The following is a 14,980-nucleotide window of genomic DNA, read 5'->3' as shown; positions in this document are numbered from 1 at the left end:
AGCTATGCTCTCATAAATTTGAAAGCATAGCTTTTTCATATTAAATCATTAGAATATCTCGGATTTCTTCCTCCGTAATAGAAGATAATTTCTCTTCTCCCGGCTCAATCACTTCAGCGATTAAATTTTTCTTACTCTCTTGCAGTTCATGCATCTTTTCCTCAATTGTGCCGTGAGCCACTAATTTAATAACTTGTACCGTATTTTTTTGTCCCATTCGATATGCCCTATCTGCTGCTTGTTGTTCAACAGCTGGATTCCACCATAAATCGTATAATATAACCGTATCAGCACCCGTTAAGTTAAGACCCGTACCACCAGCTTTTAAAGAGATGAGAAATAGATCCCCTTCCCCTTCATTAAACCGATCACATAGCTCTACACGTTCTTGCGAAGGGGTATTTCCGTCTAAATAAAAGTATGGAATTGCTTGACGATTTAACTCACGGCCAATAATGGAAAGCATCTTCGTGAATTGAGAAAAGATAAGAATTCTCTTCCCTGTACTTCTACATTCCTCTAAAATCTCTAACAGTTGTTCAAATTTAGCTGAACTGCCCTTATAATCATCAACAAACAAAGCAGGGTGACAACAAATTTGGCGTAATCTTGTTAATCCCGCTAAAACTCTAATTTTATTTTTGCGTAACGTATCTTTGTCTAAATGTTTTAACGTTTCTTCCCTTAATTTCGCTAAATACGCAGCATACAATCTCTTTTGATCTGGTAACAACTCCGATGATTGTAGATGCTCTATTTTATCTGGAAGCTCCTGTAATACGTCCCCTTTTAATCGTCTTAATACGAAAGGTTTTACGCGCTTCGCTATATCTTCGCGCCTTAAATCACCGAATTCTTTTCTTCCTGGTAATAATTCCGGAAATACGACATGGAAGATAGACCATAGCTCTTCTAATGAATTTTCTACAGGCGTTCCCGTTAGCCCGAAACGATATTCAGCTTGAATTGTTTTCACTGCTTTTGCAGTTTGGGTTGTAGGATTTTTAAACGCCTGTGCTTCATCAAGAAACAGTGTATGAAACGGCCTCGCATACGATCTTATATCTCTTCTCAGTAATGGATATGACGTAATTACGACATCAAATTCCACTATGTCTTTTAATATTTTTCGCCGCTCCGTTTGATTTCCATCTGCAATAACCGCTCTAATATGCGGGGCGAATTTTTTCAATTCACTAAACCAATTATAAACAAGAGAGGACGGTGAAACGACTAATATAGGTAGTTTCTTTTCTCGAATTTCAGGCAACACAGAATCTATGTAAGCAATACTTTGCAGCGTTTTTCCAAGTCCCATATCATCTGCTAAAATACCGCCAAAGCGGTAATAGGCGAGTGTTTTCATCCACTCAAATCCGTATACTTGATACTCTCTCATTACAGCATGTAAAGTATTTGGCACTGTAAACTTTAATTTTTTCGGATTTTGAATGCTTTCCACTAAATCTTGAACAGACTCATCTAAACTTAAAACATTACCTTCGTGAAGTCCGTTCATCCATTTTACACTCCGAATAAGCGGAACATTCACTTCTTCCCCGTGTAAAAATTCTTTTCGAATACCTGATTCTTTTACAAACTGATTAATTTCATTAAACTCTTTGCTCTCTAGTGATAATAAAGAACCATTCGCTAATCGGTAATATTTGCGTTTCTCTTCAAGAGCGACTAATACACCTTTAATCTCCGCTTCTGGTATTCCTTTTATATCAAAACGAAATGATAACCAATCAATTCTTTCTTTTCTTCTCACTCTAATAAGTGGTGCTGTATCCCCTTTATGAATACGTAATTTAATTGCTGTCGTCGCATAAATGTCAACCAAGCCTTTTAACGACGGAACGACGTGATATAAAAAGTTATACTCAGCCTCTTCATTATGCATAAAGTAACCACCTTCTGTTTTCGCGAAGGCACTTTCACTCATAATGTCTAAAATCTCTTTTTCCTTTTTCTCATCACGATTAAAAACAGACGGCTGTCCGTCTTCTTCTAACGGATTGATCATGACGTTTCCATAATGAAATTCAAGACCTGCTAACAAACGATTTTTCACTCGATCTAAATACAGTTTTGCTTTTAGCGACGGCGTTTCAACACGATCTGATATTACTTCATCAATGCGTACCGTTCCCAGTTTCATTAATCCTGGCACAACTTTCGCTACAAAATGTTCCATCTTACTTTCAGGAATATAAAACTGATTGCTATTTGAGCGACTCATCATCTTTTGCAATTCAATAAGTCGCATACAATCTTCCATAGGTAAATGATATAATTTCCCATCGTAAAGAGCGTTGTTATACATTTCCATCACTTGAACACGATTTAGGCCGTCTATATGAAGTGTGAATCCACCATTATTTCCTTTCGTAAACTCAAAATGTAATGGCAATAAACCGTTTGAAATTTGTAAGCCATGAAACAGTTGCTCATGTTGTTTCAGCTGTACATACTCAACTTTATAAAGTGAAGAGAGCATATCTTTCCACGAAGCTGGCGGTATGAATATCATACTTTCATCTTGTTTCGCATGTACTTCTAACGCATCTTCATACATTTTTTCATTATGATACATTTTAATAAGCTGCTGAATAACCGCATCTGTTTCCTGCCTGAAGCTATGTACATCTGGTGTGTATGTAAATTCATTAGAACAATGAAAAGTCTCTCTCTTCTCCACTTTAGAAAGAAATTCTCTAATATGCTTTATAAAATATATTTTCGCAAGTTTTAACTGAATTCCAAGAAGGGCCCCACCACTTTTCGTCGCTACTGGTGAACATATAAACGCAACATCTAATATTTCACGTGTATCAAAACGGTGTTGTTTACTTTTTGGCCGCAGTGGTTTGTCTGCAAACAACTGAAACATTCCGCTCGTTAATTGATCATTTCCGCTCATATTTTCGGACATGCCTCCCGTTTGCTGGTTATAATTTATTTGTATCAGTACGGCTGCAACATGTTGACAGTACGTTTGAAAAGACGCTAACGAAGGACAACTACAGCTCGCAACAACATCACCTTTTTTAGCTTTTTCTACTGTAACATGAAAATCTTCGTTCCCTTTTACCGTCGCTTCGCAAATTTCTTTCATTTCATCATAATGATTCACGATTACTTTATTTGATTTATAATAAGCTTCCCCTCTTTTATATGAGGTCTCTCCGCATACTTCTTTTATAATCGATTTATTTAATGTAAAACTCATTATTTTGACACTTCCTTAATGTAAAACCATTTTCTCTTACTTAACATTTTACATGCTCTACGAGAAAATATAAAATATTGATTTAACAAAAAAAGATGCTTATTTATAAGCACCTTTTCACTCTATCTCCATCAGCCGTTTCGCCTCAAAATATAACACTTGAATAAATTTCTTCGTATTAATTCGTATATGGCCAGAAGTCGCTATTTCATCCTTTGTCATTTCTGTCATTCGTTTTCTAACTACAGTGAAATCAAAAAACTTTGGGGCATAGCTTTCAAATTTCGGATTTGAAAAATCTGTTAACCCTAAAGAGGCCAAATGATTTAACGACTGATAAATCGCTCTTCTTACACGTTGTTCAGATGCTTTTCTCTCCTTATCTATATCTGCATCCGAAGCTATATGATCTAATTTTTTTAATGTTATTTGGTGAAAGATATCTTTTAACGCAGGAAATCCAAATTCAAATGTTTGCGCCTTTTCTTGTCCATATAAATATTCCAGCATACTAAGTAAATCTTTACTGCCATTCTCTCCCGCAATACCGAGTTCAGATAGTAAAAAGCGTCCTGAATCTGATATCTTTTTCCCTTCTTGCACCGGTTCATTGCGCATTTGCGGCTGCTCCCACTGAAACACGTTATTCAATGATTTTTGAATATCATGTATGGAACGCTCCAAGCGAATCCGTTCCATTACTTTTCGTACGACAGATTCAACTTCAATTTTGTTTAGTGGTTTCGTGATATAATACTCCACACCAAGTGTATACGCCTCACCAATGAGCTGTTTCGATTCAACTTGAGAAATCATAATAATTTTCCCATTGAATGAAGGCGCTATATGGCGAACTGTTTCAATGCCATCTCTCATTGGCATGAGTAAATCAATAAATAAAATATCTACTTTTTTATAATTTAGCTGTTCTGCTTCAATATACGCTCCATCTTCCGATTCTCCAATTACTTCCCCTAGATCGCCATCCTCAATAATTTGCGAAAGCATCGAACGGAAAACTTCATCATCATCTACAATATAATAAAACAAATCTATTCCCCTTCCCGCTTTAAACTGCACTCCGGTAAACAAACGATAAACTTACACCCTTTTCCAGTTTCATTGTCTTCTAACCTTACTTCTCCGCCGAGCTCTGTGACCATTTCGTGTATGTAAGAAAGTCCGATTCCTGTGGACGGTGTTCCCGTTTGATCATACTTTGAAGTAAACCCGGGCTTAAATACTAATTTCTTATACTTTTGTGCAATACCAGGGCCATCGTCAATTACTTCAAAGATTACATGTTGCTCTCGTTTATATAACTTAATATGAATGAGACCTCTATCTTCAATTGCTTCCACTGCATTGGCAACTAAGTTATTAAAGATTGATAGCACTGTATACACGTGATATGCAGCGTGCTCACCTTCTATATGTTTAGAAAAACGTATATCTTTCTCTAGCATTTCAGCATACTTTTCATTTATTCTTACAATCATTTCTGTAAGCTCATGTCCTTCTACATACTCAGCAACATTTTTATCTAATAACAGTTTAGATAATCCTGCAAAAATCCTTTGATTATCCTTTTTGATTTCGTGCACTTCTCCTGCTATTTTCAATGCTATTTTACTATTTGAGGCATCGTTCGCTTGTAAATTTCGATATAGTTGATATGCTTCTTGTGTAATCAATTCTGCATTTTGTAACGTTTTTTTCAAATGAACAGATTCTACATATAAATTGGACAAGTGCATGAACATTTTTTCATTTTCTTTTCGAACTTGTGATTCTTTTAATTTTGTTTCATATAAATTCATCATATTTAAAAAGCCGAGCGCAAAGAAACTGCGGAAAATAGCAATAATGATAAGTTTATTCACTTCAGAAACTGTTATTGTTGTACCGAGCACTACCATATGATAAATCGCTAGCTCTGACATACTTGCAATAATTTCAATTGTAATTCCAAGGCATCCAATAACGATTGGTCTCTGATGAAACTTATTCACCCTACAAAGTGAAAAAAGACTTCCATAAATAAAATAATAAAAGAACACAGGATAACGCAAATAAAATGATTCTGTCATATGGAATGAACCTTGCAATACCCAGTCAAGACATACACGGAATAAAACGACACATATACCGACAAGAATACCTGCAGCTGCTGCTGGTATTCTTCTTAAAAAGAGTAATAAAAAGAAGAAAAGTGGTGTCCCAAAGCTAACGCGAAACGTATCGTTGAAAGGATGAAAATTAAGCTCTCCAGCAATTGGAACAACAACCATTAGTATAATTAAAAGGGATATATCTTTCTTCCATAATTGATTCCAATTCAAAAGTGCCACTTCCTATACTTTTTTTCAATAGTAAAAGTGAAAGCCCGTTTATTATGATAAACGGGCTTTATTTCTATATTCTAACCTTTTCTACCGCTTTTATTTGGCGATACTCTGGTTCCCATATTGCTTCTTTCACTGCAATCTTGATATCATTATCACTTAATTTCACTCTAGCAACACCTTCTGCAACTGCAACTTTCGCTACTTCAATCGCAACCATTTCCGAGATATTACGTAACTCTTCGACTTCTGGTAAGATAGGTGCTCCTGGCTGACTTGTATCTACCATGCTTGCAACCGCTTCAGCTGCTGCTGCGAACATTCCATCCGTCATGACGCTTGCACGAACAACAATTGTACCAAGACCCAGTCCAGGGAAAATAAGTGCGTTATTTGATTGTCCAATTACATACGTTACACCGTTATATGTAACTGGTTCAAATGGACTTCCTGTTGCAACTAATGCTCTTCCCTCTGTCCATTCAATTAAATCTGCTGGTTTTGCTTCAGCAAGTGGCGTCGGATTCGACATTGGTAAAATGATTGGTCTTTCTACGTGAGAAGCCATTTCTTTAATAATCTCTTCTTTAAATGCGCCTGCAACAGTAGATGTACCAATTAAAATTGTCGGTTGTACATGTTTCACAACTTCAGCAAGTCCGATTATATCATTTTCTTTCCACTCACTTACTTCTGCTTCTTTTCTTGCATATGGAATTTGGAAATCAAGAAGATCTTCCATGTTATCTGTAACTAATCCGTTTCGGTCAATACACCAGAAACGATTATGTGATTCTTCTTCTGATAAGCCAGCGCGGACCATTGCATCTCTTACTTGATCTGCGATACCGATTCCAGCCGTCCCAGCTCCAAACACAACGACGCGGTGTTCACTTAATGGTACACCAGAAGCTTTTACTGCTGATAATACCGCAGCAAGAGAAACTGCACCTGTACCTTGAATATCATCATTAAATGTACAAATATCATGACGATATTTATCTAAAATTTTTCGTGCATTTCGAGAACTAAAGTCTTCCCAATGTAATAGTGCTTTCGGGAATTGCTTATTTACCGCTTGTACAAACGTATCAATAAACTCATCGTAAGCTTCACCAGTTATACGAGGGTGACGATTTCCAATATAAAATGGATTATTTAATAGTTCTTCACGATTTGTACCTACGTCTAGAATTACCGGTAATACACGACTAGGATCGATTCCAACCGCAGCCGTATAAACAGCTAATTTTCCGATTGCGATGTTAATACCACCAACGCCCCAGTCACCAATTCCAAGTATGCCTTCTCCATCTGTTACAACGACTAAATCAATATTTTCTGCTGTTGCACCGATATTGGCGAATGCTTCTTCAATACCTGACGGATCGTTAATTGATAAATATACACCACGTGGTTTACGATATTCATGACTATATCTTTGAATTGCTACACCAACAGTTGGTGTATATACAATCGGTAACATTTCACGTAAATGATTTGTTAATATACGATAAAATAATACTTCATTTCGATCATGCAACGCTGTTAAGTATACATTCTTTAATAAATCATCCGGCTGAGAACAAAATTGCTCGTATGCTCGGCGTGCTTGTTCTTCTAACGTTAAAACTGCTGGAGGTAATAACCCTTTTAAACCTAATTCTTCTCTCTCTTCTTGCGTGAAAGCGACCCCTTTATTTAAAAGTGGTGTTGATAATACTTCTACTCCTCTTAATGTCGTTTCTAATGAACCATTAGAAGCTACTGTAAACTTACTCATAACATCCCTACCTCTATTCATATATAGCATTTCTATATTGTAAACAAAAAAGAGGGGATTGTCCCCCCTCTTTTTTTAATTTTTCTTTAAAAGAGCTGCTCCTGCAATCCCTGGGTGTGTCATTTCGAATGGATCTAGAATTAACTCTAAATCTTCTTGTGACAATACACCATTTTTCACACAAAGTTCTCGAACGGATTGCCCTGTCGCGATTGCTTCTTTCGCAACGCGAGCTGCTGCTTCATAACCGATATGAGGGTTCACGGCTGTAATAATTCCTACACTCTTCTCAACATACTCTTTTAAGCGATCTTCATTCGCTTCAATTCCTTTTAAGCAATTATCTGTAAAGGCACGGAAACCATTATTCATAATGCTAATTGATTGAAGTAAGTTGAAAACAAGTACTGGTTCCATAACGTTTAATTCTAATTGTCCTGCTTCTGAAGCAAGGCAAATTGTATGGTCGTTACCAATTACTTGGAACGCAATTTGATTAATTACTTCTGGCATAACAGGGTTTACTTTCCCTGGCATAATAGATGAACCTGGTTGACGAGCAGGTAGCATAATTTCCGCTAAACCAACGCGTGGACCTGATGCCATTAAGCGAAGGTCATTTGCAATTTTAGACATATTCATCATACATACTTTAAGTGCTGCAGATACTTCTGTGTATGCATCCGTATTTTGCGTTGCATCTACTAAGTCTTCTGCACCAACAAGTGGTAATTCACTGATTGCAGCTAAATGTTTTACAACTGCTTCAATATATTCTGGATCTGCATTTAAGCCTGTACCAACTGCAGTTGCTCCCATATTTACTTCATATAGATGTTGACGTGATTGCTTGATACGTTTCATATCACGTTCAAGTACGCGAGAATACGCTTTAAATTCTTGTCCAAGACGAATTGGCACAGCGTCTTGTAAATGTGTACGACCCATTTTAATAACATGATCGAACTGCTCTGCTTTTAATTCAAATACATCGTGCATATAACCCATCGTTTGTAATAAACCTTCTAATGCGTTTAATGTTGCGATATGAATCGCCGTTGGGAACGCATCGTTTGTTGATTGCGCCATGTTTACATGACTATTTGGACTAATATAATGATAGTCTCCCTTTTCCATTCCTAATAACTCAAGAGCACGATTGGCCATGACTTCATTTGCATTCATGTTCATTGAAGTACCTGCTCCGCCTTGGATTGGATCTACGATGAAATGATCATGCCATTTTCCATCAAGAATTTCTTGAGCGGCTTCTGCGATCGCGCCGCCCTTGTTCAATTCCAATCTTCCTACATCTGTATTAGCAAGCGCTGCAGCTTTTTTTACAATTGCGAATGCTTTAATTAAGCCTTCATGGATTTTGTATCCTGTAATTGGGAAGTTTTCAACTGCACGCATTGTTTGTACGCCGTAGTATGCATAGTTTGGCACTTCTTTTTCACCTAAAAAATCTTTTTCAATTCGAACACCGTTTTTAACTTCAGTTAATGTTGCCATGATTATTCACTCCTTAACGATTTCTTATGCTGCTTTTGTTTCTTTGACTGTTTCTACATATTGTTTTGCTTTCTCATTATCGAATTCGCCTTCCCACTTCGACATAACAATGGCCGCTAATGCATTTCCTAACACATTGACAGATGAGCGAATCATATCTAAAATGCGGTCAATTCCCGCAATTAACGCGATACCTTCTAGTGGTAACCCCATTGAACCTAACGTTGCTAATACAACAACGAACGATGCACCTGGAACTCCCGCCATACCCTTGGATGTTAACATGAGAACGAATAATAACGTTATTTGCTCCGTTAGTGACATGTGCACACCGTACATTTGTGCAACAAACAATGCCGCTAACGCTTGATAAATAGCCGATCCAGTCAAGTTAAATGTATAACCTGTCGGAATAACGAAAGAGGCAACTGCCTTTGGACAACCGAACTCTTCCATTTTTCTCATTATATTAGGTAAAACAGCTTCTGAACTTGCTGTCGTAAATGAAAGAATAAGTTCTTCTTTTAAAATTTTCATTAATGTAAAAATGTTTACGCCAACCATTCGTGCATTAATACCTAATACAATCACAACGAATAGTATAACAGTTACATATACAGCTAGCACTAGTTTTCCTAAAGGAAGTAATGTTGCTACACCAAATTTTGCAACCGTAACAGCAATTAATGCGAATACACCAAATGGTGCAAATTTCATAACTTGATTTGTAACCCAAAACATCGCTTCGAGTACACCTTCAAAGAAGTTAAAGACAGGCTTTCCTTTCTCCCCAATTGCCGCAACTCCTAAACCGAATAATACTGAGAAGAAAATAATCGGTAATAAGTCACCTTGTGCAATCGATTCAAATACGTTTTTCGGTACAATATGAACAATTGTCTCAGCAAAACCTTTCTTCTCTGTAGCATCTGCTGTTTGTTTATAAGAAGAAATATCACTTTGCTGTAAGTTACTCATATCAACGCCAGTACCTGGTTGGAATATATTCGCCGCAAGTAATCCCATTAAAATAGCGATCGTCGTAATAATTTCGAAATAAAGAATTGTCTTACCACCCAGTTTCCCAAGCTTCTTCATATCTCCTACACCTGCTACCGCAACAATTAATGCTGAAATAACAATTGGTACTACAATCATTTTAATTAAGTGAATAAATATATCCCCAATTGGTGTGATATAAGAAATCGCCGTTTTATTGCCGTAAAAGATTGCCCCTACCACAATCCCTAAAACAAGCGCGACAAAAATTTGTGTTGCCAATCCGAATTTTTTCATTTATGTTCATCCCCTTCATGCGAACGCTTTCATTTCGTATTTATAAAAGCTTACTCACACATCTTATAGGCGAACCTACAAAATCATACAAAAACCTACAAGTTCGTCACAAAAAATTCGAATTTTTTTCTTATAATATTCATTGACACATATTCCGTAAAAAGAAATAAAATATACTTGATAAAACATCAGATTATTTCGTATAATCTAAAAGATATATGTATTCAAACTAAAAAGGATGAAAAGGAGTGGATATTATGAAAAATCATGCAAAGAAATCCATTATATCTATTTCTTTTCTATTTCATTTTCATAAAAAGGAACAAAGGCATTCGCCTTTGTTCCTTTTTTATTGCGATCTATATAGGGGGAATTGTTATGAAGCCATATAAACGAGTCTTAATTAAATTAAGCGGCGGCGCACTTGCTGATCAATCTGGAAATAGCTTTAACTCGAAACGATTAGAACATATCGCAAACGAAATTTTATCCATCGTTGATTTAGGCATCGAAGTCTCCATCGTAATTGGTGGTGGTAACATATTCAGAGGTCATTTAGCTGAAGAATGGGGCATTGATCGCGTAGAAGCTGATAATATAGGGACGTTAGGAACGATAATTAACAGCTTAATGCTTCGCGGCGTTCTAACTAGCAAAACTGATAAAGAAGTACGCGTTATGACTTCCATCCCTTTTAATGCAGTAGCTGAACCATACATTCGCTTACGTGCAGTCCACCATTTAGATAACGGTTATATCATCATTTTTGGGGGCGGTAACGGGCAACCGTTCGTTACGACAGATTATCCAAGTGTACAAAGAGCCATTGAAATGAATAGTGACGCCATATTAGTCGCAAAACAAGGCGTAGATGGTGTCTTTACAAGCGATCCAAAACATAACAAATCAGCGAAAATGTATAAAAAACTAAACTATAACGATATAGTTAGGCAAAACATACAAGTAATGGATCAAGCCGCTTTACTACTTGCCCGTGATTATAATTTACCAGCACATGTCTTTAACTTTGATGAGCCTGGCGTGATGAAAAGAATTTGTTTAGGTGAACATGTTGGGACGTTAATTAATGATGATGTTTCGATGCTGGTGCATGAAAAATAATATTTTTTATCGGAAGTTTTGTTCATCTCCAGGAATTATTAGCCTTTTACAAGCAATTGATCTCTCACCTCGCCCCTTTGCTTCAGCCGAATTTTGAGGTGGGAATCTTACTGCTCGTTAATGCAGGGTAAATAGTCCCCTACTTTGTATAACAAGGGGACTTAAGTTTTTATCGTAAACTTATCAGGACCATTTATAATTTTAGAATTTATTTACGAAAGCTCTTCTGAATCCCACACTTCAATAAATTCAAATCCTTTTAAATCACTTTGTTCAATAAGATTCTTCAATTCATCTGAAATAAAAACAGCCGTGGGATGAATTTTCCCATTTATATAAACCTTAAAAATCATCTCATTTTGAACAGTATTACTATTAAATGCGAATTTTTCGCATCCTATTATTAAACCTGTAATCAGTTTTTTAAAAATTGCTTTATCACTATCAATTGCATCTAGTACATTCAACACATGGACCAAGTAATATACCTCACTAGTTGAATCGCATAAAAGTGGTAAGAATTCAACATTATCGCCTATTGAAGGTTCTAATAATGCTTTTGCTTTTTCACTAACCATTAGGGCACCAATTTCTCCCCAGAATTGTGGAAAATCACTGGCTTTTCCTTCTTCTAAACATTCAATAGGTAACTTTCTCCATGAATCTTTTAATTTTATTGTAGAGTTAAACTTCCCTTCAAAAAACTTTTTATCTTCTTTATAATTTAATAATTGAAAAGACTTATAGTTATCAGAGGAACTTCTTAATTCCCAAATCTTCATACTTTCCCTCCTACAGGATCTGTTACTTACTCAATTTTTATTACTTTGGTTGATTTAGTTTTATACTGCCATCTAATAATCCTTCTCTGATTGTCTGGAGCGCTGCAACAGCATCAGCTTGAGTACCACCAAACTCTTTAATCTCTGTCAGAGTATTATATACTAATTCTATATACTCAGGTCCATGATTACCTATATGCATTGCCTCCGTAGTTACATATTTACTATCTATTGCTCGATATCCAGGTAAAAATACTCCGTTAACAGCAGAGCCTCCAATAGGCCAAACTATTTTGTAACTATCAATAATAAAGTATAAAACAAGAAAGAACCTTCTATTTTTGAAGGTTCCTTCTCACTTCTCTACTTGTTAAATAAACAATACAACTTCCTATTTACTATATTCTAAATTCCCAGTATCTCAGTTAAATCATCACAAATAAAAATCCACCAGTCCTGCTAATTTCTCCTTACAACGCTCCCAAAAAGATAACTTCTCAAAAAATTCTTTCGTCATTTCTTTTGAATCATGAATATCTTGCGCTAATGCCTCGTTCACTTCTGATACGATAGTTCCACCATGAATATACAAATTCATCTCATCATTAATATAAAAGCTACGTGCGGTTATGTTCATTGTACCGATAACAGTTAATTCATTATCAATCAGCATTAACTTTCCATGAAACATCCCTTTTTTATAACCATATACCGTAATCCCGTTATTAACTGCTTGACGTATGTAAGGATAGGCCGCCTCTTTAATGAGAGGAATATCTGGTTTATATGACCAAAGTATTTTTACTGTAACGCCACGTTTTTGTGCCGCGATTAAAGCGTTCATTAACTCTTTATTTTTCGCTATAAAATAAGGCGTCGTAACGACAACCGAATGCTTCGCTTGGTTTATTAACTCAACATATTTTTCAGCGACGTGATGCCCATTGTAACTAGCCATCGTATGTAATGTGTTCCCTTTACTAGCTTTATTCGTACTTCTCTTTATATCTTCTTTCGTATCTCGTTTCCAATCTAAAGCAAACTGTTCTTCTAAATCTTTTGCTCCTTCTCCTTTAAGCCGTACATGATAATCACGCCAATATCCAAATCGCTTATCTTTCCCTAAGTACTCATCTCCTATATTAAATCCGCCTGTATAGCCAATTTCCCCATCAATCGTCGTAATACGGCGATGATTACGATGGTGAAGTGAATAAAATCCGAATGGCAATTCCGGTTTTCTACTATATGTAAAATGCACGCCACTTTCCCGCAATTCATTTATCATCTTTCTTTCAAATGATAAATCATTAATGCGATCAACTGATAAATAGACGTTTACTCCTTCTTTTGCCTTCTCTTTTAATAAGTTTAAAAAAGTATGGCTACTTTTGTCATCCGACAAAATAAAAAAATACGTGTAAATAGATTGCTTTGCTTCTCTTATGTCAGTAAATAACTGTTTATAAAATGACTTCCCTTTTACATATAATTGAAAGTCACTATAATGAGGAGCGTACTCTGTCGGCATATTTTTCCCAGCTTCCATTTTTCTTCCGAGTGTGACGTCAATATGCATCCAAATTAATATAAAAATAAATATAGCCATAATAATAGAAATAACTCGCAATATTTTTTTAATCATTTTAATTTCCTTCCGCTCGTTTTCTTTCCACCTTTCTATTTTGTCATTCAAATTTAGATTTCATGCTTCATACAAAAAAGGATGCGACTTAACGTCACACCCTTTTTTATATTAAACAAAGTTCCTCGCATCATTATTTCTTCCAAATTTATAAATAGCAATTAAGAAGAATGCTACCGCAAAGGCAAATAAGATTAAAATATTTAAATACAAATCTGAAATCGGAATTCCTTGTTGTAGTTTTGATACCGTATCTAATAGCCATCTTTGCGGAAGAAAATCAGCTACTTTTTGCACTGCTTTCGGCATAATGTCATATGGGAAATAACATCCAGCGAGTAAACATGTCGGTACAATGATCATATTTTGCAGTGCATTTGCCGATGCTGAGTTTTTCGAAAATGCGACAAGCACTAACGATATTCCAATCGCTATTAAAGCAAATAGCATGAGTACGCCAAGCATCACTATGAAAGGCATATTGATATTCGTATGAAAAACATTCGTTAGGAATAGGATTGTAATCAAAATTTGTATTGTGAGTATCATCATATTTACCCCGACATTAGATAATATGAATTTCTTCCCATCTATCGGCGTTGATAAGAGTCTAAAATACGTTCTATTTTCTTTTTCTTTTAAAATATAACCTGATAAGTTCGCTGCTGAAAACAGCATAAACATAATAAGATAACCCATCGTTTGGTTTGTCATATCTTTATTTTTCGAAGTATCTTCTAGCGTCTCAGTTTTCATTTTAAATGAACCTTTTTGATATCCTGCGTACATAGTATCAAATGCACTTTGATCTGTTCCTGCTGCTTTACTAATAGCTGCTACATTATCAATATAATTGTATAAATATGATTTTATAAATCCTGTTACTTGATCACCTTTAATCGATGAAATTTCAATATGATTTGGTTTCCCTTCTCGAACACTTTTTGAAAAACCAGAATCTACTGTAATAACTCCATCAAGTTTTTTGGAAGTGAGTTTATCTTCTACTTCAGATTCTTTAATTTTACTTACCTTTACATGATTTAATCCTTCTAAAAATTTCACCGTATCATTTGCTATAGATTGATTTTCTTTATTAATAACCCCGATATTTAACGTCCCTTGCCCCATATTCCCATACATCGAGAAGGAGATTAGTGTTCCGATTATCGGCAAACTAATAATAATGAATAACCCTTTTTTATTTTTCAAAAGTACAGATAACGTTTTTTGTATGAGCCATAAAATATCTTTCAT

The 14,980-nt window shown here is 35.7% G+C and carries 10 protein-coding genes and 1 pseudogene; 1 reads left to right on the top strand and 10 read right to left on the bottom strand.

The window, feature by feature from the left end; all coding sequences use genetic code 11:
* Positions 1-40: 40 nt before the first annotated feature.
* From DN392_RS21540 to DN392_RS21515, 6 genes are all read right to left on the bottom strand, one after another.
* Positions 41-3,235 carry a DEAD/DEAH box helicase gene (locus DN392_RS21540; RefSeq protein ID WP_000011070.1) on the bottom strand — a complete coding sequence of 1,065 codons (3,195 nt, stop codon included), beginning with the start codon at positions 3,233-3,235 and terminating at the stop codon, positions 41-43.
* A gap of 117 nt (positions 3,236-3,352) precedes the next feature.
* Positions 3,353-4,285, bottom strand: a complete 933-nt coding sequence (locus DN392_RS21535; RefSeq protein WP_000500331.1) for a response regulator — start codon at positions 4,283-4,285, stop codon at positions 3,353-3,355.
* Between the two features lie 2 nt (positions 4,286-4,287).
* Positions 4,288-5,586 carry a sensor histidine kinase gene (locus DN392_RS21530; RefSeq protein ID WP_087947109.1) on the bottom strand — a complete coding sequence of 433 codons (1,299 nt, stop codon included), beginning with the start codon at positions 5,584-5,586 and terminating at the stop codon, positions 4,288-4,290.
* Between the two features lie 64 nt (positions 5,587-5,650).
* Positions 5,651-7,363: an oxaloacetate-decarboxylating malate dehydrogenase gene (malS, locus tag DN392_RS21525; RefSeq protein WP_002108581.1), complete on the bottom strand. Its 1,713-nt coding sequence runs from the start codon at positions 7,361-7,363 to the stop codon at positions 5,651-5,653.
* Positions 7,364-7,438: 75 nt separating this feature from the next.
* Positions 7,439-8,878, bottom strand: coding sequence for an aspartate ammonia-lyase (gene aspA / locus DN392_RS21520; protein ID WP_000224182.1), 1,440 nt, complete (start codon positions 8,876-8,878; stop codon positions 7,439-7,441).
* A 24-nt stretch (positions 8,879-8,902) separates the two neighbouring features.
* Positions 8,903-10,174, bottom strand: coding sequence for a cation:dicarboxylate symporter family transporter (locus DN392_RS21515; protein WP_048566879.1), 1,272 nt, complete (start codon positions 10,172-10,174; stop codon positions 8,903-8,905).
* Positions 10,175-10,552: 378 nt separating this feature from the next.
* On the opposite strand from DN392_RS21515, the gene pyrH reads away from it, so the two are divergent.
* On the top strand, positions 10,553-11,296 hold the full coding sequence (gene pyrH, locus DN392_RS21510) for a UMP kinase (protein WP_000806137.1): 744 nt from the start codon (positions 10,553-10,555) through the stop codon (positions 11,294-11,296).
* 212 nt (positions 11,297-11,508) lie between these two features.
* Here pyrH and DN392_RS21505 read toward each other — a convergent pair whose 3' ends face one another.
* The 4 genes and pseudogenes from DN392_RS21505 to DN392_RS21490 form a co-directional block, all read right to left on the bottom strand.
* Positions 11,509-12,078, bottom strand: a complete 570-nt coding sequence (locus tag DN392_RS21505) for an imm11 family protein (protein WP_048566878.1) — start codon at positions 12,076-12,078, stop codon at positions 11,509-11,511.
* Positions 12,079-12,118: 40 nt separating this feature from the next.
* Positions 12,119-12,349 (bottom strand): annotated as a pseudogene (locus DN392_RS21500) (AHH domain-containing protein); the annotation flags it as partial.
* Between the two features lie 162 nt (positions 12,350-12,511).
* Positions 12,512-13,723: a cardiolipin synthase gene (cls, locus tag DN392_RS21495; protein WP_000591894.1), complete on the bottom strand. Its 1,212-nt coding sequence runs from the start codon at positions 13,721-13,723 to the stop codon at positions 12,512-12,514.
* 111 nt (positions 13,724-13,834) lie between these two features.
* A complete protein-coding gene (locus DN392_RS21490; RefSeq protein WP_000651864.1) occupies positions 13,835-14,980 on the bottom strand; it encodes an ABC transporter permease in 1,146 nt (381 codons plus the stop codon).

Source organism: Bacillus sp. BB51/4 (assembly GCF_008368845.1).
Lineage (GTDB): Bacteria > Bacillota > Bacilli > Bacillales > Bacillaceae_G > Bacillus_A > Bacillus_A wiedmannii.
This window is presented reverse-complemented; position numbering and strand designations above follow the sequence as displayed.